25 protein-coding genes and 1 pseudogene are annotated in these 23,319 nt (G+C 35.8%); 19 read left to right on the plus strand and 7 right to left on the minus strand.

From position 1 onward, the window contains the following. Positions 1 to 6: 6 nt before the first annotated feature. Together MSG66_RS02495 and MSG66_RS02500 are read left to right on the plus strand one after the other, a co-directional pair. A complete protein-coding gene (locus MSG66_RS02495; RefSeq protein WP_262471785.1) occupies positions 7 to 468 on the plus strand; it encodes a DUF6231 family protein in 462 nt (153 codons plus the stop codon). Positions 469 to 567: 99 nt separating this feature from the next. Next, positions 568 to 1,161, plus strand: coding sequence for a YidB family protein (locus MSG66_RS02500; protein WP_202742203.1), 594 nt, complete (start codon positions 568 to 570; stop codon positions 1,159 to 1,161). Positions 1,162 to 1,270: 109 nt separating this feature from the next. Here the strand turns inward: MSG66_RS02500 and MSG66_RS02505 are convergent, their stop codons facing one another. The 4 genes from MSG66_RS02505 to MSG66_RS02520 form a co-directional block, all read right to left on the minus strand. Beyond that, positions 1,271 to 2,377, minus strand: a complete 1,107-nt coding sequence (locus MSG66_RS02505) for a porin (protein ID WP_133973752.1) — start codon at positions 2,375 to 2,377, stop codon at positions 1,271 to 1,273. Positions 2,378 to 2,630: 253 nt separating this feature from the next. Continuing rightward, a complete protein-coding gene (locus tag MSG66_RS02510) occupies positions 2,631 to 3,044 on the minus strand; it encodes an HIT family protein (protein WP_324651992.1) in 414 nt (137 codons plus the stop codon). A gap of 18 nt (positions 3,045 to 3,062) precedes the next feature. Next, positions 3,063 to 3,332 carry a YARHG domain-containing protein gene (locus MSG66_RS02515; protein ID WP_003651599.1) on the minus strand — a complete coding sequence of 90 codons (270 nt, stop codon included), beginning with the start codon at positions 3,330 to 3,332 and terminating at the stop codon, positions 3,063 to 3,065. 789 nt (positions 3,333 to 4,121) lie between these two features. Then, the gene (locus MSG66_RS02520; RefSeq protein WP_324651995.1) at positions 4,122 to 5,207 is read right to left on the minus strand and encodes an alpha/beta fold hydrolase; all 1,086 of its coding nucleotides are present in this window, start codon (positions 5,205 to 5,207) and stop codon (positions 4,122 to 4,124) included. Between the two features lie 135 nt (positions 5,208 to 5,342). Here MSG66_RS02520 and MSG66_RS02525 point away from each other — a divergent pair, with 135 nt between their 5' ends. The 5 genes from MSG66_RS02525 to MSG66_RS02545 all read left to right on the plus strand — a co-directional run bounded on the left by MSG66_RS02525 (position 5,343) and on the right by MSG66_RS02545 (position 9,629). After that, positions 5,343 to 6,530 carry an O-succinylhomoserine sulfhydrylase gene (locus tag MSG66_RS02525; protein ID WP_324652375.1) on the plus strand — a complete coding sequence of 396 codons (1,188 nt, stop codon included), beginning with the start codon at positions 5,343 to 5,345 and terminating at the stop codon, positions 6,528 to 6,530. A gap of 195 nt (positions 6,531 to 6,725) precedes the next feature. Beyond that, a complete protein-coding gene (locus MSG66_RS02530) occupies positions 6,726 to 6,959 on the plus strand; it encodes a hypothetical protein (protein ID WP_324651997.1) in 234 nt (77 codons plus the stop codon). 281 nt (positions 6,960 to 7,240) lie between these two features. Further along, positions 7,241 to 7,570: a YbaB/EbfC family nucleoid-associated protein gene (locus MSG66_RS02535; RefSeq protein ID WP_075431395.1), complete on the plus strand. Its 330-nt coding sequence runs from the start codon at positions 7,241 to 7,243 to the stop codon at positions 7,568 to 7,570. A gap of 9 nt (positions 7,571 to 7,579) precedes the next feature. After that, positions 7,580 to 8,176: a recombination mediator RecR gene (recR, locus tag MSG66_RS02540; protein WP_005047371.1), complete on the plus strand. Its 597-nt coding sequence runs from the start codon at positions 7,580 to 7,582 to the stop codon at positions 8,174 to 8,176. 328 nt (positions 8,177 to 8,504) lie between these two features. Further along, positions 8,505 to 9,629: a ribonuclease D gene (locus tag MSG66_RS02545; RefSeq protein ID WP_324652000.1), complete on the plus strand. Its 1,125-nt coding sequence runs from the start codon at positions 8,505 to 8,507 to the stop codon at positions 9,627 to 9,629. Between the two features lie 464 nt (positions 9,630 to 10,093). On the opposite strand, the pseudogene MSG66_RS02550 reads toward MSG66_RS02545, so the two are convergent. After that, positions 10,094 to 10,778 (minus strand): annotated as a pseudogene (locus MSG66_RS02550) (FMN-dependent NADH-azoreductase). Positions 10,779 to 10,896: 118 nt separating this feature from the next. Between MSG66_RS02550 and MSG66_RS02555 the strand changes: the two are divergent. From MSG66_RS02555 to MSG66_RS02565, 3 genes are all read left to right on the plus strand, one after another. Further along, entirely contained in the window at positions 10,897 to 11,748 is an 852-nt protein-coding gene (locus MSG66_RS02555) for a LysR family transcriptional regulator (RefSeq protein WP_324652002.1), read from the plus strand. A gap of 96 nt (positions 11,749 to 11,844) precedes the next feature. Beyond that, positions 11,845 to 12,111 (plus strand): hypothetical protein, encoded by a 267-nt coding sequence (locus tag MSG66_RS02560; protein ID WP_042896441.1) that lies wholly within the window; start codon positions 11,845 to 11,847, stop codon positions 12,109 to 12,111. Between the two features lie 158 nt (positions 12,112 to 12,269). Next, positions 12,270 to 12,605, plus strand: coding sequence for a hypothetical protein (locus MSG66_RS02565; protein WP_324652005.1), 336 nt, complete (start codon positions 12,270 to 12,272; stop codon positions 12,603 to 12,605). A 68-nt stretch (positions 12,606 to 12,673) separates the two neighbouring features. On the opposite strand, the gene MSG66_RS02570 is transcribed toward MSG66_RS02565, so the two are convergent. Beyond that, positions 12,674 to 12,838 carry a hypothetical protein gene (locus MSG66_RS02570; protein WP_042896440.1) on the minus strand — a complete coding sequence of 55 codons (165 nt, stop codon included), beginning with the start codon at positions 12,836 to 12,838 and terminating at the stop codon, positions 12,674 to 12,676. A gap of 471 nt (positions 12,839 to 13,309) precedes the next feature. On the opposite strand from MSG66_RS02570, the gene MSG66_RS02575 reads away from it, so the two are divergent. The 8 genes from MSG66_RS02575 to MSG66_RS02610 all read left to right on the plus strand — a co-directional run bounded on the left by MSG66_RS02575 (position 13,310) and on the right by MSG66_RS02610 (position 20,714). Further along, positions 13,310 to 13,615: a YcgL domain-containing protein gene (locus MSG66_RS02575; RefSeq protein ID WP_042896438.1), complete on the plus strand. Its 306-nt coding sequence runs from the start codon at positions 13,310 to 13,312 to the stop codon at positions 13,613 to 13,615. Next, complete coding sequence (locus MSG66_RS02580; protein ID WP_324652008.1) at positions 13,608 to 13,994, plus strand: hypothetical protein; 387 nt, start codon at positions 13,608 to 13,610, stop codon at positions 13,992 to 13,994. The genes MSG66_RS02575 and MSG66_RS02580 overlap by 8 nt, the downstream gene beginning before the upstream one ends. A 29-nt stretch (positions 13,995 to 14,023) precedes the next feature. Beyond that, a complete protein-coding gene (locus tag MSG66_RS02585; protein ID WP_324652010.1) occupies positions 14,024 to 14,875 on the plus strand; it encodes a MoxR family ATPase in 852 nt (283 codons plus the stop codon). A gap of 15 nt (positions 14,876 to 14,890) precedes the next feature. Then, positions 14,891 to 16,078 carry a vWA domain-containing protein gene (locus MSG66_RS02590; protein ID WP_324652012.1) on the plus strand — a complete coding sequence of 396 codons (1,188 nt, stop codon included), beginning with the start codon at positions 14,891 to 14,893 and terminating at the stop codon, positions 16,076 to 16,078. A gap of 36 nt (positions 16,079 to 16,114) precedes the next feature. Continuing rightward, the gene (gene trpB, locus MSG66_RS02595; RefSeq protein WP_324652014.1) at positions 16,115 to 17,320 is read left to right on the plus strand and encodes a tryptophan synthase subunit beta; all 1,206 of its coding nucleotides are present in this window, start codon (positions 16,115 to 16,117) and stop codon (positions 17,318 to 17,320) included. Between the two features lie 226 nt (positions 17,321 to 17,546). Continuing rightward, positions 17,547 to 18,551 (plus strand): 50S ribosomal protein L3 N(5)-glutamine methyltransferase, encoded by a 1,005-nt coding sequence (gene prmB, locus MSG66_RS02600; RefSeq protein WP_324652016.1) that lies wholly within the window; start codon positions 17,547 to 17,549, stop codon positions 18,549 to 18,551. Positions 18,552 to 18,563: 12 nt separating this feature from the next. Continuing rightward, a complete protein-coding gene (aroC, locus tag MSG66_RS02605; RefSeq protein WP_009393354.1) occupies positions 18,564 to 19,655 on the plus strand; it encodes a chorismate synthase in 1,092 nt (363 codons plus the stop codon). 333 nt (positions 19,656 to 19,988) lie between these two features. Continuing rightward, the gene (locus tag MSG66_RS02610; RefSeq protein ID WP_075431523.1) at positions 19,989 to 20,714 is read left to right on the plus strand and encodes a hypothetical protein; all 726 of its coding nucleotides are present in this window, start codon (positions 19,989 to 19,991) and stop codon (positions 20,712 to 20,714) included. Between the two features lie 257 nt (positions 20,715 to 20,971). On the opposite strand, the gene MSG66_RS02615 is transcribed toward MSG66_RS02610, so the two are convergent. Then, entirely contained in the window at positions 20,972 to 22,201 is a 1,230-nt protein-coding gene (locus MSG66_RS02615) for a diguanylate cyclase (RefSeq protein WP_324652020.1), read from the minus strand. Positions 22,202 to 22,520: 319 nt separating this feature from the next. Between MSG66_RS02615 and MSG66_RS02620 the strand changes: the two genes are divergently transcribed. Beyond that, positions 22,521 to 23,273, plus strand: coding sequence for a TenA family transcriptional regulator (locus MSG66_RS02620; protein WP_042896429.1), 753 nt, complete (start codon positions 22,521 to 22,523; stop codon positions 23,271 to 23,273). Positions 23,274 to 23,319: the final 46 nt, after the last annotated feature.

Here is a 23,319-nt window from a genome sequence, read left to right on the forward strand (position 1 = left end):
GCAGTCATGGCTGAACAAAATGTCATCGCTTCTATGCTAGACGATTTATCAAAAGAACAGCCCATTCATACTGCACTTTGTATTGGCCAGAAAATTGACCAGAATAACGCAATTCAATGGCGTTATTTTACCGTAACTGAGCTTTTAAGTCTGCCTTTTACTCAGCGTTATGATTTGGGTTTTGTATTATTTGATACCGATGAAATGCAGATCATAACTGAAGTACAAAAATCACAATTATTAGTAAAACTACGTGATTTATTAGCAAAACGAATTGTTGTGGTGAGCAAACGAAGTGATGAACAGTTATTGCGTTCTTTAGGGTTTACCCAACTCATTGATAAGACTTCGCATGATAGCGATTTTGCTTTATGGCAATTTAATATATTGACCTATAAACATGTTCCAGATTGGTTTAACTCAAGATTTTGGGCAAACCCTGAAAACTGGAATAAATTCCGTTGGTAAAAGACTATTTAACCTCTTTCAAAATTTAACAATTTGGCTTTTGCTGTCTTAACAAGAATCCGCGTATGCTCATGTGTAAACCATACATAAGAGTTACACATGACAAATTTAAGCAGTATTGTTGAAGTTTTGGCTAAGCAAGCTTTAGGTGGGAATCAACAAACATCAGGTCAAGGCGGTTTGGGTGGAATTTTAGGTTCTGTACTTGGACAAATGGGGGGTAATACTTCTTCTGGCGCTCAAGGTGGCCTTGGTGGAGTATTAGGTTCTGTATTAGGTCAAGTGACTGGAAATAATAATAATGCGCCTCAAGCAGGTGGCGGTGTACAAAGTTTATTAATTGCAGTTGTGCCTTTGATTTTAGGCTGGGTTCAACAACAAGGCGGCTTACAAGCTGCTTTAGAAAAGTTAAAAGGAGCAGGTCTGGGTAATCAGGTTCAAAGCTGGGTCGATCCAAATCAAGCGAATAGTGCCGTTCCTACTCAACAATTACAAAGCTTATTTAATGCTTCTGATATTGAACAAGTTGCTCAGCAAGTACAAGCACCGAAAGAAGAAGTTTACGGTGCAATTGCTTCAGTCTTACCTCAAGTCATTGATTCATTAACGCCTCAGGGTGACAGTACTGATCATCAAGAAGCAAACCAAGATATTCAAAATGTCATGAATCTGGTAAGTGGTTTCTTAAAGTAAGCTAAAAATTTAAAAAAGCCGATAATTTTTATATCGGCTTTTTTAATCTGTACAATAAAATAAAAGGGCCTTAGCCCTTTTATTTTAGATATGAATCAAAGATAACTGATTAGAAGTTATATTCGATACCAGTACCTACAACAGTTTGCTTGTCGTCTTCTTTAATCCAGTCGCGTTTTTGCTGAGCAACAATACCGTAGAAGCGAGCTTGTTTGTTGATTTGATAATCAAGACCTAAGCCGTACAAGTCAATTTTACGATCTGCTTGACCACTTACTTGTGTTTCAGCAGAAGCGTATTCTGCTTTCACTTTAAGCTTAGTATTAGGAATTTTATAAGCAGCAGTTACCGCATAAGCTTCTTCTTCTAAGCCGCGATAAGCTTTACCAGCTTTATCGATTGCACCATCTGATTTATATGTTTGACCATATGCAGTCAAGTCATCAGTAGGTTCAGCATGTTGCCATAACGCACCTACTACAAAACCAGATTTTGCGATGTCATAAGAGCCTGTTACACGGTAAGCATCTGTATAAACATCTTTCAGACCGTAAGCAGCATATTTACCTTTTATACCGAAGTCACCAGCAGCAGCCACTGCTAAGCCAAGGTCTTTGTTTTCATAACCAAGAGAAGTTGATACTGAGTCAAAGCTATCATTTTTGCTATCTTTACCAGTTTCACCATCTTTACTGTCAGAAGTGCTTTCGCCAGTTTGAGCCATAATATTGAATGTTAAACCAGCTAGCAATTTAGGGTCTAACTCAAAACCAATCACGTTGTCTAAACGGTTTTCGCCGTACATGATGTTGGTAATATCTAAACGAGTGTCATCATTAAAGATGTCTTGGTTACCACCAGCAGCTGTCTTGAAGTAAGAGTCATACTTACCTGCTTTTAATGTACCAACGCCTTCAGTTTTTAAACCGATAAAACGGTTACGAGCGCTAAGATCAGTATCAGAACCTGAGCCATCAGTAGAAATTGCCCATTCGGCTAAATAAACAGCAGATAGCTTGTCAGTTAATTTCTCTTCGCCTTTTACCCCAATGCGAGAAGAATTTGAGTTAATTTCGGTAACGTCACTTTTTCCATCGAAATTTTTATTGTCAACTTGGTTAATAGAAACATTCAGTTTGCCATACAAAGTTGGCGCTGCTTGCACCGCGTTTATGCTCAAAGTTGCAACTGCGGCAGCGAGTAGCAATTTCTTCATTGAGATTTCTCCAAAAGTATTTAAAAATGGCGTATGCCTAGTTAACTATTTATTTTGTAGTTGACTTATGTACAAAAAGTTACAAAAGCTCACCAACTTGCTAAGCAGTATCGGCAAACTTTGTGACAGGGGCGTGAAAAATAAATGACAGTTTTATGACGGTTAAAATTTAGAAATATATTAATTATTTTAATTTTTATAATTTTTAGACGAAAAAAAGCGGAGTCAAAACTCCGCTTTAATGAATTAAAAATCAAAGAGCTGCTTTAATTTTCTCAGCTAATCCTTTGATTTTTTCTTGGTCACCTAACTCTACAGCATGGCGTCCAAGTTGATGCACATTTGTAGGAATAAGGTGAAAATGAACATGCGGAACAGTTTGGCCTGCCGCTGCTCCAGAAAGTTGCATTAAGACAATACCTTCTAAATTAAGGGCTTTTTCCATTGCTTTCGCAATTTTCTGAACAATTTGTATGGTATAAGCGGCTGCTTCTGGGGGTAAATCAAGCAGCGTTACAGCAGGTATTTTTGGAATAACTAATGTATGACCATCGGCTTGAGGCATAATATCCATAAAAGCTAGAACTTGATCATCTTCATAGATTTTTATCGCTGGAAGTTCATTGCGTAAAATTTTTGCGAAGATATTTTGATCATCGTATGCCATGTATTATTCCTTTAAAAATTATTTACATTTCAATTCTTTCTGACGCTCTTTAATCGCATCAAGACGTTGTTGCTCTTTGTCAGAAAACTTTGGTTTTGTCGTATGACAGTTTTCATTACCATATTTTTCTTTAGCATCAGGATCTTTAAAACAAAAGCCTTTTGATGCATAAATCAAATTATAATCGTCTTGCAATTTCTGACATTCTTGCTCAGGCGTTGCAGCTTGAACGTTTAAACCAGCAATGCTCACCATGCCAGTAAAGACTGCAACCATAAATTTATTCATGAGCGTTTCCTCAATTAAAGGTATGAACCTGTACTCAATATAAGGTTTATTACCAATATTTCAATGACTATTAATTACTCAAGTGTCATTTTGGTTGATAAATTGTTCACAAAATAAATAAAAACTTTAGATATCAATAATTTATAAAAATCAAATAAAAACATAAACTTAAGCTAAATTTTATATATATTTCCAGAATTTGATTTTCATTTAATTCATTCTAACTCTTATTGGTGATAGAAAAATATGCTCCTAATTCGGGGGAGAACATATAAAAAATTATAGGGAAAAATAAGATTTTATAGCTTTTTTATTTGCTAAATAGACGGCTTAAGTTGGAAATGAGGTCAATGAAAAAGAAATATATCAATGACATTATAAAAATACAAAGCGTGATAATTATCACATTTTGTATTTTAGGATTAAGTGGAATTCACTGGGCCCATTTTAATTTAGACGAAAATGGGCTTTTTCTTTTCATATCTAAAATATAAATAAGCCCAAATTAATCTTAGATTACAATTCAACTGAAAGATGTATTGATTTTACATGTTTTAGCTTCTATTATATTGTCCTTAATTGCTGCGTTTGATAGTTTTTGTAGCCCATTTCTAAAATTGAAATGGGCTTTTTTTATATTTAATTTATGTGAAGGGTTTTATAAGGCTTTTTGTTTATGGGAGCGGTTGCTTTTTTAGTCTAATTTACTTGTATCTAGCAATGCCTTATAAATTTTCAATAGTTAGAACTCAAACCAATACATGCAACAGATTGACTCATGACCTTATCTTAAATTTGTGTTGAACGTTCGGTCAGCCATTCCGCCAGTTTTGGCCAGAACTCCAGAGCACTTGCCTGACTCGACATTAGGCCTAAATGACCGCCCGGGATGAGAGTAAACGTGACATCCTGACTGCTTGTCAATTGACTTAATGGAGAAGCAGCTTCAGCAGTTACCAACTGATCACTACGACCCGCACCCACTAAGAGAGAACAATCTATATTTTTTAATTCGATTTTCTTATCTTTTAACTGAATAACGCCTTGTTTTAACGGATTTTGTAGCCAGACATTAAATAACATGTCCTGATTAATCCCTCCAGGGTAATCAATCATGTTATTTAAAAAATTACTTAAGGTTGCATGCTCTTGTACAAATTGTAGGTCACCAAGATTTTTTAGCAATTGCATATGTCCATCAAACCAACCTTTAGGATCAAGAATTTTGAAACCTAATGAATTTAAAATTCCGGGACTATGAATCAGGCGTTTTGGCAATCCAGAATAAATACGGTCCTGAATTTTTTTATTGCGACCAATAAAGTGATTCATGGTCTGGTAGAGCTTTCCAATATGGCCAGATGCATAACTATCTATTGGACTACCAAGAACAATCAGGTTTTTAATGTAATTAGGTTGGTTCAGAGCAGTATATAAAGTTACAAATATGCCAGCCATACTCCATCCATGGAGTGAGATTTGCTCACTTTTTGAATGTGTTCGGATGAGCTCTATAGCTTTAGGAATAAAATCTTCAATAAAAGATAAAAAATTAAGATGTCTATCTTTAAATTTTAAACGGCCCCAATCGACCAAATAGACATCGAAACCAGCATTTTGGAAATATTTAATTAAAGAACGGTAAGGATATAAATCATATATCGCCATATTAATGGCGAGTGGGGCCACAAATACTAAAGGCTCTTTAAATCTTTTCTGTGTTGCTGCGTAATAGCGAATACGGGTTTGATTGAACTCGCCAATGACTTCATAGGGAGTGCTTTGTGATAGAACCAATGTTTTTGGGTGAAATAGTCGGGCAGAAAGATGCTTCATTTGACTTTGTTCAGAGACAAGGGACTTTAAGCGTTTCATCTTGCTTTACCAACTATTTACTAAAGATTGAATAAAGTCTAAGCGATAATTTTAAGGTTTACCTTGACCTTAAATACCTTAGACACTCAAAATGATGATAGTTTTTAGTACATGACCAGTAAAGGCGAACATTTAATGAACCAGTCTGATGATTTAGAATACCAACTTGATACCTTAGCCATTCGTACCGGACATACTCGTAGTTTTGAAGGTGAACATGGCGAACCGATTTTTTTGACTTCATCATTTGTATATGAAAATGCAGCTGAAGCTGCAGCAAAATTTTCTGGTCAGGTTCAAGGAAATATCTATTCTCGTTTTACTAATCCGACTGTAGGCATGTTCGAAAAACGATTGGCAGCTTTAGATGGCGCTGAACGAGCTGTAGCGACAAGCTCGGGAATGGGTGCAATTTTGGCAGTTGCTATGGCGTATTTAAAAGCGGGTGATCATGTCATTTGTTCAAGAGCAGTTTTTGGTTCAGTTGTTGCCTTGTTTGAAAAATACATTGCCAAATTTGGTGTAGATATTACATTTGTTGATTTACGTGATTTAGACGCATGGAAAAATGCAGTACGTCCAGAAACTAAACTTCTATTTGTTGAGTCACCATCTAACCCTCTAGCTGAAATTGCTGATATTCCAGCGCTTGCAGATATTGCTCATGCGAATGGCGCATTACTTGCGATTGATAACAGTTTCTGTACGCCTGTTTTGCAGCAACCATTAAAATTTGGTGCAGATCTTGCTATTTACTCGGCAACTAAATATTTAGATGGTCAAGGACGCGCGTTAGGCGGTGCTGTTGTCGGTAATCATCAGTTGTTAGAAGAAGTTTTCGGTGTTGTTCGTACGCTTGGGCCATCAATGAGTCCATTTAATGCATGGATTTTCTTAAAAGGCTTAGAGACTTTACGTTTGCGTATGAAAGCACACTGTGAAAGTGCTCAAATTCTTGCAGAATGGTTATCTACTCATGAAAAAGTAGAAAAAGTTTACTACGCTGGTTTGCCAACTCAAGAAGGTCATGAACTTGCTGCTAAACAGCAAAATGGTTTTGGCGGGATTGTTTCTTTCGTGGTTAAAGGCGAGCGTGAAGGTGCTTGGAAAGTCATCGATAATACCAAGTTTATTTCTATTACCGGTAACTTGGGCGACGTGAAGTCAACAATTACACATCCTGCAACGACTACACATGGCAAACTTTCTGCTGAAACTAAAGCTGCGGCGGGCATCCAAGAGGGCTTAATACGTGTATCGGTAGGTTTAGAAGATATTAACGACATTATCCGTGATATCTCACGTGGTCTAGATTTAATCTAATTATTTCGATCGAAATAATTCTCTTTTCTTGTCTTGTTTATCAAACCATCTCTTTAATCGAGATGGTTTTTTATATTTAAAATGTTACTCAAATTTCAGAATTGCAATAAAAAACCTACATTTTTGTTTAAATGAGAGGTAAGGGCACAGGGTATAAAGACTTTAAATTTAATTAAAAAAAATGTGAGTTTTAAAATGCTTAAGCCAATTGCTATCGTTGTCGTGGTGGGGGTAATCGGGGTGGTGGGATACAAATTACTGACCAAACCGAATCAGAACCCAGCGAATGAAACAACCTTATTGATTAACAATGCAGAGAAGTCGGTACAAGAAGCTGATAAATCTATTCAACAAGCAAATACCTCGTTTAAAAAAGTTCCTTTAAGTGAATATAAAACAATTGATAAAGGATTACAGGTCTCTCAATAGTGACCTAAATTTTTATAAGACTTTCATGTTTAAAATTTAGCTATTTATGAAATGTACCTAAGTTTAACCACGCTACTCATGTAGCCTCGTGAAATAGAGCTAGAGATACTGATAGAAAACATTAGTCTATTGTGTCAGAATTACGGATTAATTTGAGTTCAATGCACTAATCTGTATGGATTTTAATCACATGGGTTGGTTCAATGAGATTGAGTTTTTATAAAGTATTACCAGATAACGAATAATACTTTAAAGATTTGATAGAGATACGGAGTAAAGTTATGAATATCAATATGCTCATGCAGCAAGCGCAGCGCATGCAAAAAGATATGGAAACAAATATAAAAAAGGCGAAAGAAGAGCTTGCGCAAACTGAAGTCCAAGCAGAAGCCGGTGGTGGTTTGGTTAAAGTGACCATGAATGGTCGCTATCTTGTAAAACGTATCGAAATTAATCCTGAACTCCTTCAAGATGAACCAGATATGATTGAAGATTTGATTGCTGCCGCGGTAAATGATGCTGTGCGTCAAGCAGAAATTATTTCAGAAGAAAAAATGCAAAAAGCGAATTCTGGTATGGGCTTGCCACCTGGCTTAGCGGGCATGTTCTAAGGAAGTTCTGTGTTTAGTGATAGATTTGAACAACTCGTTCAAGCTTTACGTATATTGCCTAGCGTTGGTCCGAAGTCGGCTCAACGTATGGCATTACATCTTTTGATGAAAAATCGAGAAGGTGCGTTTGCATTAGCTCATGCTTTACATGAGGCTTCAAGTTATATTCATGAGTGCAGCGTTTGCCATTCTCTAACTGAAAATGAAATTTGTGATATTTGTGCCTCAACTGAGCGGGAAGACCAACTATTGTGTGTAGTTGAATCACCAGCAGATGTAATGGCGATTGAGCAAAGTGGTAGTTTTCGTGGTAAATACCATGTTTTAGGTGGGCATCTTTCTCCTTTAGATGGTATTGGCCCAGAAGAAATAGGTGTTCCTTATCTGATTCAGCGTTTAAGTCAAGGCACTATTGAAGAAGTGATTTTGGCCACGAATGCGACTGTAGAGGGGCAGGCGACCGCTCATTATTTGGTAGAGGCGACTAAGCACTTACCTATACAAATGACGCGTATTGCTCAAGGTGTACCGCAAGGTGGTGAACTTGAATATGTTGATAGCCATACTTTAAGTCAGGCAGTTCACAACCGCATGAGAATGAAATAAGCATTCCGATGCTTATTTCTTTGATGCTATATAAAATTGAATTAAGTTTATTAATTTAGCTATTAAAGACAAATATTATGTTGGCTTTAATTAGAAAAAATCGTTTAAATAAAATATGAAAGCACATAAGAATGAAAAAGATCTTAGCGATTTTAAACAATGAATATTTGGAGTTAACTTTAAAAGCATAAATAAAAGATCAAAAAATTATCTATTTGCGAAGAATTGTTCAAAAATAGAGTATTCATAAAGGTTTAAGTGGTAATTTCCTACTTCTATGTTATATATACCAGAGTTCTTAGCACTCTTTGCATTTACTTGAGAAAGCATGTTTCAGTTTATCCAACAGCAAACCGAATTGGTTGATGTTCTTCAAAAAATGGATCAATGTTCAATATATGGACTTGATACAGAATTTATTAAGGTTGACACACTCTGGCCTAAACTTGGGGTATGCCAAGTCAATGTAAATGGCAATGTCTATCTGTTGGATGGTGTTTCATTAGATCTAAGTCAGTTTTGGAAAAAAATATTTGTCGCACAGCAAAATATTTTTCATGCATGTGGGGAAGACATCGATTTAATCTACCATTACGCTGATCAAGAAGATCTGCTTAATGTGTTTGATACTCAAGTCGGTCTTTCTTTCTTAGGCCACGGCCTACAAGTGAGTTACCAAGGTGCTTTAAAGCTTTGTCTTGACATTGATATTGAAAAAGATCAAACAAGATCTGATTGGTTAGCTCGGCCTTTATCGCCCCAGCAACTCTGTTATGCAGCCAATGATGTTCTATATATAATGAAGTTAGCTCATCATATTCAAGAACAACTTAAGCAGAAAGGGCTTTATGGCTATGTTCTTGAAGATTGTAGTAGTTTAACTAAAGAAATTATTAGTGAAACGCCTACAGAATTACTCTATGCCGATGTTGGTAATTATCGTCATTCGCGTCGTCAATTGATGCAATTGCAAAATTTAAGTGAATGGCGTGAATACATCGTTAAAGCGACCAATCAACCACGCAGTTTTATTCTTAGAAACTCAACCATGATTGATATGGTTGAAAAGAATCCACGTAATAATTTTCAACTCTCGCAAGTTAAAGATATTCGCCCAAATGTAGTTCGTGAATATGGAAAAACGATTCTAGAATTACTGAAAGATTTACCGAATGAAAGTGAATGGCCAACAAAAATTGCCAAACCTTTTAAAGTAACATCTAAAGAAACTTTACATAAAATGGATATGGTACTCGCCCATGCAATAAGTGAAACTTCTATTCCTAAAGAAGTATTACTTAGAAAAAAATGGCTAAATGCAATTCATCAACATGTTCTTTCTCAAGGAGATGAACAAGATTTACCTGATTACCTTTTGGGTTGGCGTTATGAGTTATTAACTCAACCGTTAATTCATTTATTTCAAGAAGAAAAAGAAAGTCTATCAATTTAAAATGATTTGATCGTTAAAATTTAAAAGGCTCATCTTCGTGATGGGCTTTTTTTGATTATCAAGATTGAATGCCTTAAATTTTAAATTGAGTAGTTATTATTTATAAATAAGAGATATTTAATATTAATAGTTAATAAAGTAAATATTTATATTAGTTAAATTAAATAATTAACTTATTTTAAAAGTTAGTAAAGTGATGAGTTGAATGGGTTTTAATTTGTAAAAGTGATAATGAATTAAATTAACTGATTAAATGAGAAAAATTCAATTGATTAAACATACAGGTCTGTATATTCTTGAAGGCAAGAAAAACAATTTCAATATGAATAATATATAACTATAAGTTTGTTTCAGTGCAGAAATAAGGAAGCCGACCCAATTGGGTCGGCTTTTTATTTTTTAATGATATAGCTCAGTTAAAATGTCAGTAGGTTAGTAGATTTGAAAAATTAACTATTAATATTCTACGGATTTTTTGTGAATGAACCAGCAAGTTCAGCTACAAGCTCTTCAGCTTTTTGAAAAGAATTTTCTAATGACTTCATATGTCGTTCATCTCCAAACTCTTGATATTCTGAAGCAATTTCATGAATTTTCTCTACGCCTAAATATTTACTGAGCGTACGCAGGTGAGGTACAAGATGATTCATGTTCTCCCGAATGCCATCTTTTTCAAATCCAAACTCTCCACTAGACGTGATAATGATTAAAATCTTATCCAGATAAAAGAGGCTGTAAAGGGAAGTCTCCTCGAGCAAGGTCAAAATCAAATGTCTTATTAATTCGAATAATTTGGTCAAACCATGCTTTTAGTTGAGCTGGCATACCGTAATTGTACATAGGAGAAGAAATTAAAATGATATCTGAACTCGAAACTTCCGCTATTAACTGATCTGATATTGATAAGACATCGCATTGAGCTTGTGTTCTTTTATTTTCAGGTGTGAAGACAGCATCAATCCAGTCTTGAGTAATAAATGGTGGGGGATTCATTCCCACATCCCGATAGATATATTCATCCATAGGCCTTTTATTTTTCCATGAACTGACCAATCGGCTGGCAATATTTTTTGAAATAGAATTATGATTTGGATTGGGGTTAATTGCAGCTCGCACGCTAGTATCTATATGTAACATCTTACTCATTATAAATTCCATAAGGGTTAGGAGTTAATTTATTTTGATTTTTAAATGAGAAGTAGACAAACGAGAAAATCACAGCTATAGATGATTTTAAATCACCTATATTTATAGTTTAGGAGAAAGCATGCAGGTCTCATTGCAAGCACTTAGAGCATTTGAATCAGCTGCCCGACTAGGCAGTTTTAAATTGGCTGCTGAAGAGCTTTCGCTAACACCCACTGCAATTTCACATCATATTACCAATCTTGAAAGCAGGTTAAATATTGACTTATTTCATCGACAGGTAAGAAAAATAACGCTTACAACCACAGGTGAAAGACTAGCTGGAACGATTTCTGAAGGATTTCGTAAAATTGAAGATGCACTAGATGAAATAACAATAAATGGAAATACACTCAGAGTGGCGACCACCTCTTCATTGGCAGCACTGTTGTTAATTCCCTCAATAAATGAATTTTATCAATTACATTCTGATATCTCAGTTGAATTTTCTACCGGAGAAGTGCTAGAAAATCACTTATATACATTACCTATTCGATATGGTGATGTATCTTCAATACCTTCTAACGATATTCTTAAATATGAATCTTTTAATGTATTTGGTGCATCTAAACTTGATCTACTAGAACATTCTAGTGAGCCAATAACGTTATTCACCACAGAATGGAAAAATAAAGCATTACCAAGTCCGCCACTAGAGACTTGGCTTGAGACGAATGGATGGGACCGAACGCAAATAACAATTAAGAAGTTTGATCAGGAAATTTTTGGAATACATGAAGCATTAGCGGCTAATGGACTGGTATTTTGTTCTTCTACACTTGCTCAGAGATTTATTAAAGCGAATCTTATACAACCGCTTAAAACTCAATCAGTTCAATCAGAGCTGTGCTACTACATTCCAAAGAAAGAAGAGTTTAAAAATAGAAATGCCAGAAAATTTATTGAATGGATAGAAATGTTATTTAATCAATAAGCTTATATTTCTGGTCGGAATTAACGACACAACACTAAAACTATATAATCTTTTTATGCTATAAACTTAGATAAATTAATAATTAGAGAGATAAATATGCTTAATAACTTTAGTGCTGAACAAGCGCGTCAAAATGCTAAAAATTTTAAAATTAATCAAGAGGCCATGTTAGAAAAAATTTTAATAGGTACTGAAACTGAATCTAAGGGAGGGCAGCGAAAAGCAACTTTCCTGTTTCCTATTGATGCTGTAAGTCCTGATCATCTCACACATGTAGAAGAGGAACTTAGAGGAAGAGGCTTCAATGTTTCAACCAATATTGAGCACTCTGGTACAACCATAACGATAGAAATAAGCTTTTAAATATCGATTTTTTATTAGACCGCTTTTTAAGAGCGGTCTTTTATAGAGAGTTAAAAAGGGAACATAAATTTATTTACATTTAGATCCATGTTAATCATGATTTTCTTTGACAGATCCTATCATCTTCTGTAGCTTTATTTTTTGAGTGGAATATGGTTATGAACTTCCGAACAATACTTTTATCTTTCAAAAATCAATCTACTGGTACAGATGCATTTAAAGATTTAAAAAATGCTTGTGAACAGTCTCTTAAAGAATCTCAAAATACAAAAGAAAAAGCAGCCATCTATTTAATCTATGGTTTTGCACGTAGCTACGTAATTTTATATGAAGATGAAGCAGTAACCTCTGAATTTGCCAATGCATCTAAGACGACTCTCATAGGTTACATGGAATGTCTCAACGAAGCTCTATTAAGTCAAGATGATGGCGCTATTTTGAATGCTTTAAATCAAGTAAGCGATGACTATATAAGAAGCTCTCGAGTTTTCTAAACCGCATTAACTCATTTTTGATGAAAATACTTCTTTAGCCAAGACTAAAGAAGTATTCAAAGTTTATATTAATGAGACTTTTTCTTACCGCCGCCATCTTGTTTATTGACGGTAGACCATGCGATTCGTTCAGCCTCTTCTTGAGAATGGCCTCTATCTTCCTCACTCTCAACAATATGTTTAGCCTGACGTTTTTGCTTTGCTGTGTAAGCTGTTTTATCGCCACGAGGCATAAGTTCATCCTCCACATCTATTATTAAGATATTTATTATTGAAACATATTGAGAATTTAAACCAGTTAAGTAATGTCTGCTAATGTTTGTTAAGTGGTTAGAAGTTTTACTTAAATGTGAATTTTAAAAAGGTAATATCTAACTTTAATATGATAAATTTCATGGTATTAAAGGGTAAAAGTATTAAAAACAGATCACAAAAATTACTCAATAATGAACAATTTGGTATTTTTTTCTAAAATTGTTTTTATTTTATTAAAATGAATAATTATATTTAGTTTTTTAAATCAATTGGTTATTGATTTTTATAAAGACCAGCTTTAGTTTGGAACAAAGTTATTATCGACCTTAATCAATGTTGTAGGTTAATATTTCCCAAGAATTAAAAAAACGACTGATGCGTAAACAAACCTGCGTGTGTGAGTCGTTTTTTTTCATGTATGCTGTCCTTAGTTCAAGAGTTGATTTGAAATGCACTGTGATATTTATAGATCGAGCAAAAAAGATGAAATGTACATTTATATTGCTCGTCCAAACTATCCTGACGATGCGGAACAAGCTGATCCGTTTGAAAAAATTCCCGAAGCTGTTTTACAAGCGTTTGGCCGTGCAACGTTTGTTATGCATTTAGAATTAGCTCCAACACGTAAATTGGCGCGTGCTAATGTTTTACATGTTTTAGACTCATTACAAACAAAAGGTTTCTTTCTCCAGATGCCGCCAGAAGGGTTAATTAACCCAAATGCGGTTGAACCAGAGGGCTTACGTGGTGCGTGAAAATCAAACTGGAATAATGAATCAATTATTTTCTTTTTTGGATGTTATTCCTGAAGATGCTATTGCGTTAACAGCTTATGGAATAGGCGCTATTATTGCTTTATGGTGTTGGTGGCGATTAATGCGTCGCCTTCCTACTACTTTTGGTGCAATTAGTTGGCTTGTTGTATTTGCTATTTTAGTTACACCAACAGTGTCTGAAGGGCCGAATGCATCGATAGCACCTGCTATTTTTGGACTACTTTTTGGTGTTTTAACTAAAGATAGCCCTCTAATTTGGTCAAATTTATCTTTAATTCTGTTTGTAGTTGGTCTAGGTTTGGTGATTGGATATTGTTGGTCAAAATATTCAATAAACAAAAACATGCGTTCCATCTAACCATTGAAATAGAAAAATAAGGTCTTTACATGTCTGCTGATACCCAACATTTTACTGGTACAGATCAATATATCGCGACTGATAGTCTTAAGCTCGCTGTAAAAGCAGCTCGTGCGTTACAAAAGCCTTTACTGGTTAAAGGTGAACCTGGTACGGGCAAAACTTTACTTGCTGAACAAGTAGCACAAAGTTTGGGCTTAAAACTGATTACTTGGCATATCAAATCGACAACCAAAGCTCAGCAAGGATTGTATGAATATGATGCTGTTTCTCGTTTACGAGACAGCCAGCTGGGTGATGATCGGGTTTACGATATTAAGAACTATATTAAACCCGGTAAATTGTGGGAAGCTTTCATCAGTGAAGAGCGTTGTGTCTTGTTAATTGATGAAATTGACAAAGCCGATATTGAGTTTCCAAATGATCTGTTGCATGAACTCGATAAAATGTCTTTCTATGTTTATGAAACGAGTGAAACCATTACGGCAACACAACGCCCAATCGTAATTATTACTTCGAATAATGAAAAAGAGTTACCAGATGCTTTCTTGCGTCGTTGTTTCTTTCATTATATTGAATTCCCTGATGAAGTGACCATGCGAGAGATTATCGATGTTCACTTCCCGCATATTTCTGCAACACTGGTCAATGAAGCTTTACAGATTTTCTTTAAACTACGTGAAATTCCTAATTTGAAGAAACCACCATCAACTTCTGAGTTAATTGATTGGTTAAGCTTGCTCATGGCAGATGATATGCCTGAAGATGTATTACGCAATCGAGATGCATCTAAAGCTATTCCGCCTTTGTATGGCGCACTCATCAAAAACGAGCAGGATGTGCAACTCCTCGAACGTTTGGCTTTCATGTCTCGACGTTAAAGGAGGGAATAACCCATGTTTGTGCGGTTATTTTACACCTTACGTAAATACGGTGTTCCAGTTACAACTCGTGAACTTATTGACTTAAATCGTGCAGTAAGTGAAGGTTTGGTTTTTGCCGATCAAGAAGAGTTCTATCAGCTTGCTAAAACTATTTTAGTTAAAGATGAACGTTTTTTTGACAAATTTGACCGCGCCATAAAAGACTACTTTGACGGTATTGAAACCTTTGATCTAGATGAATTACTTAAGCAAGTTCATAAATTACCAAAAGACTGGTTTGATTTAGAACTTCTAGAAAAACATTTAACTCCTGAACAACGAGCAGAACTCCAAAAAGCAGGTTCCTTAGAAGAACTGATGAAAATGCTGGAAGAGCGGTTACGCGAACAGCATAAAAAACATCAGGGCGGCAATCGCATGGTAGGTACTGGTGGTACTTCACCTTTTGGGGCTTTTGGCGATCATCCTGAAGGAGTGCGGATTGGTGGGCCGGGTCGTAAACGTTCAGCGGTAAAAGTATGGGAACAGCGTAAATATCAAAATCTAGATGATGACCAAGTTCTTGGTACTCGTCAGATGCAAATTGCTTTGCGCCGTTTGCGTAAATTTGCGCGTCAAGGTGCAGCTGAAGAGTTGGATGTTGACGGTACAATCCGTGAAACAGCCAAGCAAGGTATCCTTGATGTTCAAATGGTACCTGAGCGTCGAAATCGAATAAAAGTGCTTATGTTGTTCGATGTAGGCGGTTCTATGGATGCTCATATTGCCCAATGTGAAAAACTCTTTAGTGCGGCTAAAAGCGAGTTTAAAACGCTTGAGTATTTTTATTTCCATAATTGTCTCTATGACTATGTGTGGAAAGATAATCACCGCCGCACAGCTACCCGTATGAATACATGGGATCTGTTTCACACCTATGGTCGCGACTATCGTGTAATTGTAGTGGGTGATGCCAGTATGGCACCGTATGAGCTGAAATCGGTGGGCGGCTCTGTTGAATATATGAATGACGAAACAGGTGAAGTTTGGTTACGTCGCTTGCGTCACCATTTTGATAAAACAGCATGGTTAAATCCAGAGACCGAAGGGTATTGGCATTACACTCAAACCATTGGCTGGATTAAAGAAATTTTTGAAAATCATATGTACCCAATGACGCTAAAAGGCATTGAGGATATGACACGCTACCTTTCTAGATAAACTTAATAACTTTAATAATTTTAACAGAGAGACAATATGCAACATCAAATTAACGGTATTGCTTTGCCGAATGAACAAGGATTTTTTGGTGAATATGGCGGACAGTTCATTCCTCCACATTTAAAAGAGGCAATGGATGAGATTAATGTTGCTTATGAAGAGATTCGGCACACCCCTGAATTTCAAAATGAATTGACCGATCTTTTTGCGAATTATGTTGGCCGCCCAAGTCCTCTATTTCATGCCAAACGCCTTTCTGATCAGTTAGGTGGGGCACAAATTTATTTAAAACGTGAAGATTTGAACCATACAGGTGCTCATAAAATCAATCACTGTTTGGGCGAAGCTTTACTTGCTAAATATATGGGCAAAAAGAAAGTTATTGCCGAGACGGGTGCGGGTCAGCATGGGGTTGCTTTAGCAACAGCTTGCGCTTTGGTTGGGATTCCTTGTGAAATTCATATGGGGCAAGTAGATATTGAAAAAGAACATCCAAATGTCGTCAAAATGAAAATTTTGGGCGCTCATTTGGTTGCAGTAACACGTGGTACAGCAACATTAAAAGATGCTGTTGATAGTGCATTTGAAGAATATTTAAAAGACCCTAAAGATTTTATATATGCGATTGGTTCTGTAGTTGGACCACATCCATTTCCTAAAATGGTTCGTGATTTTCAATCGATTATTGGCAATGAAATTAAAGATCAAACGCACCAACGATTTGGGAAAAGTCCCGATTATGTTGTGGCATGTGTTGGTGGTGGTTCAAATGCAATAGGCGCATTTACTGCATTTTTAAATGATTCCGATGTGAAACTGGTAGGAGTTGAACCTGCTGGACATGGTTTAGATACCAATATGCATTCGGCAACGCTAACTTTAGGTAAGCCAAGTCAAATTCATGGTATGGCGTGTTATGTACTTGAAAATGAGGAAGGTGAACCTTTACCCGTGCATTCTATTGCTTCGGGACTAGACTATCCGGGCGTTGGCCCACAACACAGTTTTTTAAAAGATTTAGGTCGTGTTGAATATAGCACCGCAACTGACCAAGAGTGCTTAGATGCTTTTATGACACTTTCTCGTGTTGAAGGCATTGTTCCTGCGCTTGAAAGCTCACATGCTGTCGCATGGGCAATTCGTGAAGCTCCCCAATTAGCTAAAGAAACCATGATTGTGGTGAATTTATCGGGTCGTGGGGATAAAGACTCTGATTATGTTGCTGAAAAGCTTAAGCTTTAAAACTCATTAAACTTCAAAAGCAGCCTACCATTTAAGGGCTGCTTTTTGTTTTGAACATCTAAATTAAATTTCATTATTTTATAATTAAAACAAAGTAGTTTGATTTTAACGCGTGATTGTTCGAGATAGGTCTGTAAAACTCCGGTTCACAGGGCAAAGCGTTGCTTTGCTGTACCTCACTCAGTAGAATAGTCACTTTGCAAAATTTGCCTTTGGAGACGCCTAAGTGGAGCGACCGACGATTAGCCCTGAAAACTTACAGGAAGCGGCTGAAAATTTATCAACAATTCGAGATTTTATTCGTTTTGGGGTATCAGCATTACGTCAACATGATGCACATTTAGGACAAGGTACTGAAGATTATTTTGCAGAAAGCTCTGCATTAGTTTTACAAACCTTATCTCTTGAATGGTCAGCAGACGCACAAATTCTAGATGCGAAGTTATTACCAAGTGAAAAAGCAGAATTTTTAAGTTTATTGGAACGCCGTATCAATGACCGTATTCCAACATCTTATTTATTAAACCTTGCTTATTTCTTTAATAAACCATTCTATGTAGATGAGCGTGTACTCATTCCACGTTCACCAATTGCAGAATTAATTGAACAGCGTTTTGCACCATATTGTTTAGATGAAAATGGTCAAATGCGCGAAGCGCTCAATAATTTGCCAGAAAATGCAAAGCCTAAAACTCCACACCGTATTTTAGATATGTGTACAGGTTCTGGGTGTATTGCAGTGGCTTTGGCTTATGCTTATCCAGACGCTGAAATAGATGCAACTGACATCTCTAAAGAAGCGCTAGAAGTTGCTTCAATTAATGCTGAGCACCACAATAAGCAATATCAAGTTGCATTGCTTGAGTCAGATCTATTTGCCAAAATTCCAGCTGAAAACCAGTATGATTTGATTGTCAGCAATCCACCGTACGTCGATGCTGAAGACATGGCTGACTTACCAGAAGAATTTTTACATGAACCTGAACTCGCATTGGCAGCAGGCCAAGATGGTTTAGACTTAGTTCGTAAAATGCTTGCACAAGCGGCAGATTATTTAACTGAAGATGGTCTGATTGTCATTGAAGTCGGTAATTCTGAATGGTCAATGCGTCAGAACTTTAATACGATTGATTTCAACTGGCTCACTTTCCAAAAAGGTGGTTCAGGTATTTTTGCTTTGACTGCTGAACAATGTCGCCGTTATAGAAAACTATTTGAAGAGCAAATATAAGGAGTTGGGCATATGGCAGGGAATAGTATTGGACAACTCTTTCGTGTAACTACTTGCGGTGAGTCTCATGGCGTTGGCTTAATGGCAATTGTTGATGGTGTGCCACCGGGCCTTGAGCTGTCTGAAGAAGACTTGCAAAAAGACCTTGACCGTCGTAAACCGGGTACTTCTAAATTTGCGACTCAACGTAAAGAGCCTGATCAAGTTAAAATCATTTCAGGTGTTTTTGAAGGTAAAACGACAGGTACGCCAATTGGTTTATTGATTGAGAATACTGATCAGAAATCAAAAGATTACGGCAATATTGCCCAAACTTTTAGACCTGGCCATGCCGACTATACATATACACAAAAATACGGTTTCCGTGACTATCGTGGCGGTGGCCGTTCAAGTGCTCGTGAAACTGCTATGCGTGTTGCAGCGGGCGCAATTGCTAAAAAATATTTAGCAGAAAAATTTGGTGTCTTGATACGTGGTCATGTTACCCAAATTGGTAATGAAGTTGCTGAAAAACTAGATTGGAATGAAGTTCCGAATAATCCATTTTTCTGTGGTGATGTAGATGCCGTTTCACGTTTTGAAGCCTTAGTGACATCTTTACGTGAACAAGGAACAAGCTGCGGTGCAAAGCTAGAAATTTTAGCTGAAAAAGTTCCTGTGGGTTGGGGTGAACCTGTTTTTGACCGTTTAGATGCTGACATTGCTCACGCGATGATGAGTATTAATGCAGTTAAAGGTGTTGAAATTGGTGATGGTTTTGCAGTTGCTGGACAGTTTGGTCATGAAACACGTGATGAATTGACCAGTAATGGCTTTTTAGCGAATCATGCAGGCGGTATTTTAGGCGGTATCTCAAGTGGTCAATCCATTCGAGTTGCTATTGCACTAAAACCAACAGCAAGCATTACGACACCGGGTAAAACGATTAATTTAAATCGTGAAGATACCGATGTGTTGACTAAAGGCCGTCATGACCCATGTGTTGGTGTGCGTGCGACACCAATTGCAGAGGCAATGTTAGCTATTGTTTTAATGGACCATTTTTTACGTCATCGTGCTCAAAATGCAGATGTTATTCCACCATTTTCTCCAATTGAACCATAGTCATAATTTTTGATTAGAGTAAATGAAACCCCATATTTAATTTAAATATGGGGTTTTAAATTTTTATTATATTAAGTTTAATTAAATTTTAAATTATTTCCTTGTCTTATAATATTTATATAAATATAATATTCTGCGATTTATTTTTGAGTATATTCATCTGTAGAGCTTGGCAATTAATCTTGTTAATTTTTTACTGCACCAAATATTTATATTTATCTCTTAAAGGTAATTTTACTCAAATTGCCTTTATATAAGTTTATTACATATTTAAATTTTTATTACTTTAAGCAAAGAATTTTCAAAGTCATCATTGAAATTGGGGAAATATCAATGAATCAGAGCACATATAGAATTGGCTGTATGTCAAAGGATAGATTATTGCCTAAAAATTTAGAGGCAATGATAAAAGTTATTCATGACTTATCTTTGTCATCTCATCTCTTGGGAAATTGGATATACAGTGAAAACAATCCAGATATACATATTATTGATTTAGATAGTGGTTATACCAATATTCTTATTCCTAAAAAAATTAAGATTGTATTAAGTAATAACCCTGAGCTTTTAAAAGGTTATCAGTATGGTTTGAAGAGACCGATAAGATATCAGGAACTTCTAAATATTTTACAAGATATTGAGAAGAATGAATATTTTAAAATAAGCCATCAAGAACGTATAATAAATAATGAGAATATAGTATCTAAAGAACATTTAGAGACAAAAATTATTTATAAGCTTATTTGTTATCCAAACTTTAAAAATATTCATGCAGAGCAGATTGTTAATGTCACTAGAGTCTGTGCTTTATTATCTATCGAGTCAAAAACAGCTCAAGAAATTAAGAGATTTTTAAATTTATCTCTTGATGAAATACAAAAAATTATAGAAATAATAAAAAAAGAAGCCTATCCAAATTATGAAACAATACATGAGAATATTGTTTCAATTTTACCATTTTCAGCTGAAGCCATTTCCAATGTGCCGCAAAGAATAGAACAAAATTCATTATTTTACTTTTTAATTAAATTTTGGAAGAGGTTGAAAGGTGAACTTTAATGAAGTGGTTTTTTTCTATACTAAATTAGCTGTAGTTAGTCATTTTCATTATCTAGAAATTGAATATTAATGTATTGAAGGCCGCTAAATTTATTAAGTTTATATAAGTTATTTTTAACGAATGGTTTAAACTTAAATAAAAAAGGTTTTGGTACGTACTTATTCTAAATTACATTTTAGCTTTGCCACGGATGGAAAAGCTAATTGTTTATTTCTATTCATTTTAATTAAAAAAGAAACTATAAAAGTCTGAATTTTTAAGTTAAATCTACAATTTGTTCTTCATTTACTGCTATTTTATATTGATTACGACCACTTGTTTTTGCTTTATACAATGCATGATCGGCACGTGCAACAAAAGCTGAAATTGAATCATTTAAACGTGGAATCGTGGTGGCAACACCTACACTAATTGTTACAGACCCAGAAACACTGCTAGATGGATGCTCAATAGCGATTTTATTAATGGCGCTCATCAATCGTTCAACTTGGATCAAGGCTTGCTGAGTATTTGTCATTGGAAACAAAAGTAAAAACTCTTCTCCGCCATAACGAGCAACCAGATCACCGCTACGAGCAGCAATAGAAGAAATAGCAATTGCGATTTCTTTTAAGCATTCATCGCCCTTTAGATGACCTAATGTATCGTTATATGACTTAAAGTAATCAATATCGACCATCATGATAGTAAGCGGGGTTTCATGACGTAAAGCACGGCGCCATTCGTTATCCAACGTTTCATCTAAATAGCGCCGATTGGCTAGACCAGTGAGAGCATCCTGTTGTGAAAGTAATGAGAGTTGCTGTGCTTGTTGCATCAATTCAATACGATTCAGCTCAATCATACAGTTTTGTAAGTAGTTTTCTCGATGTTGACGGTCAGTTGCATAGGCAAGGGTCATTCCCAAAAAACTACTAAAGGTGTAAGTGCGGTTCAAAAAGGTCCAGTCGATCACCCCATTTAAGTAGTTACTTGCCAGAATTCCAACAAGTCCTCCCATCCATCCAGCAAATATGGCGGTATAAAAGCGCATACCTACAGCACCATAAATAATCACAATGGCATACATCATTGCTGCATGAAAAAGAACATTATCTTGTCCATTTTCAATGACGTTAATTAAAATAAAAGTAATCGCAACAGCTAAAGCTGAACCAATTCCTACATAATAATCAAAATACTGATTTAATTTTTTAATAAATGATAAAACCCAAGCAATAGTAATTATTACACCGACCCATGAATAATAGCTAAACCAGGATAAAACTTGTTCAGTTGGTAAAACTTGATATATACCAAAGCTTAAAAATATATATAATATTAAAATAATAGGAGCTCTATAGCGAAACTCATAGGCAGCACCATTTTGGTATTGAGAACGATAGATCGTTTCAAGCTGCTTTGGGAACCAAACGAAGTTTAAGCCTCGTGTGGTTAATAAATCTATTTGTTCCTGTCCCAATATATTGGAACCTTGCAACTTCATAATTAATGCTCACTATATTGGAAGTTGTCATGAAATGAGACTTATTTTAGTAAAGTTCCATCTAAAAATATTGATTATATAATGTGTGGTTTATTCAAAATAATAATACAGTTTTTTTAAAAAAGTAATGATTTTTATCTATGTTAAATGTGATAAAAATCACGACATTTCAATGATTAGCGTAGTAAGTATCTAAAGATTCACAATCCATCGAAAAAAGTTACAAATGGTCGATTAACGATTGTATCTTTATCATTTTCGGATAGACTTATAGCGTGAAATACAGATGATTGCTGTCATATAAATAGGAAAATTAGCAATGACTGCTCTAAATCAATATGGAATGCATTTAGAAATTACGCCGCATAATGAATGGTCACAGCAGTTCTGGGATGATCTGCTACCAGTGAAAGAACGAGTAAGTAAACATCCGTTTTTTACGGAAATGGCCAATGGGGGATTGAGCCTAGATAGTTTTCGCTATGCCTTACTTAACTTTTATCCATTGGTTGCCCATTTCCCGTCATACATGGCTGGAGCATTAGCCAAAGCAACGGGGTTTTCTGAACCTGGGGTTACAGAAGCACGAGATTGGTTAATTCAAAATATCAAGGTAGAAGAGCGGCATTTACAATGGTATCGTGATTGGGCTGGAGGTTTTGGCTTAACTCTTGATGAACTCGACCATGTACGGCCGCCAGCTGCGATGAATGCAGTGAATCATTTTTTATGGAATATGAGCCACCGTGGTAATTTGGCGGAATGCCTTGCTGCAACAAATCTTGCAATTGAATGGGCGACGGGGGATTGGTCTATTCAAGTATACAAAGGTATTCACACCTATACCGATCACCCGCAAGTGTCCATTAATAAACGTTCTTTAGCTTGGTTGCGTGCACATGCTCACTACGATGATTTACATCCTTATGAGGCTATGGAGCTGATTAAAAGGTTGTGCAATGATCGTTCTGACTGGCAGAAAAAAGCATTTCATGCGGCTGAAGAAGGGCTGCGCTATTATGAATTAGCCTTGGATGATTGCTATAAGGTACAGCTTCAAGCTTCTGCTTGATCTCACCTTAAAAAAGGGGGGGGGAATATCTATGTGTATTTCTCCC

It is taken from the genome of Acinetobacter sp. IK31 (genome assembly GCF_035615195.1).
GTDB classification, from domain to species: Bacteria; Pseudomonadota; Gammaproteobacteria; order Pseudomonadales; family Moraxellaceae; genus Acinetobacter; species Acinetobacter calcoaceticus_C.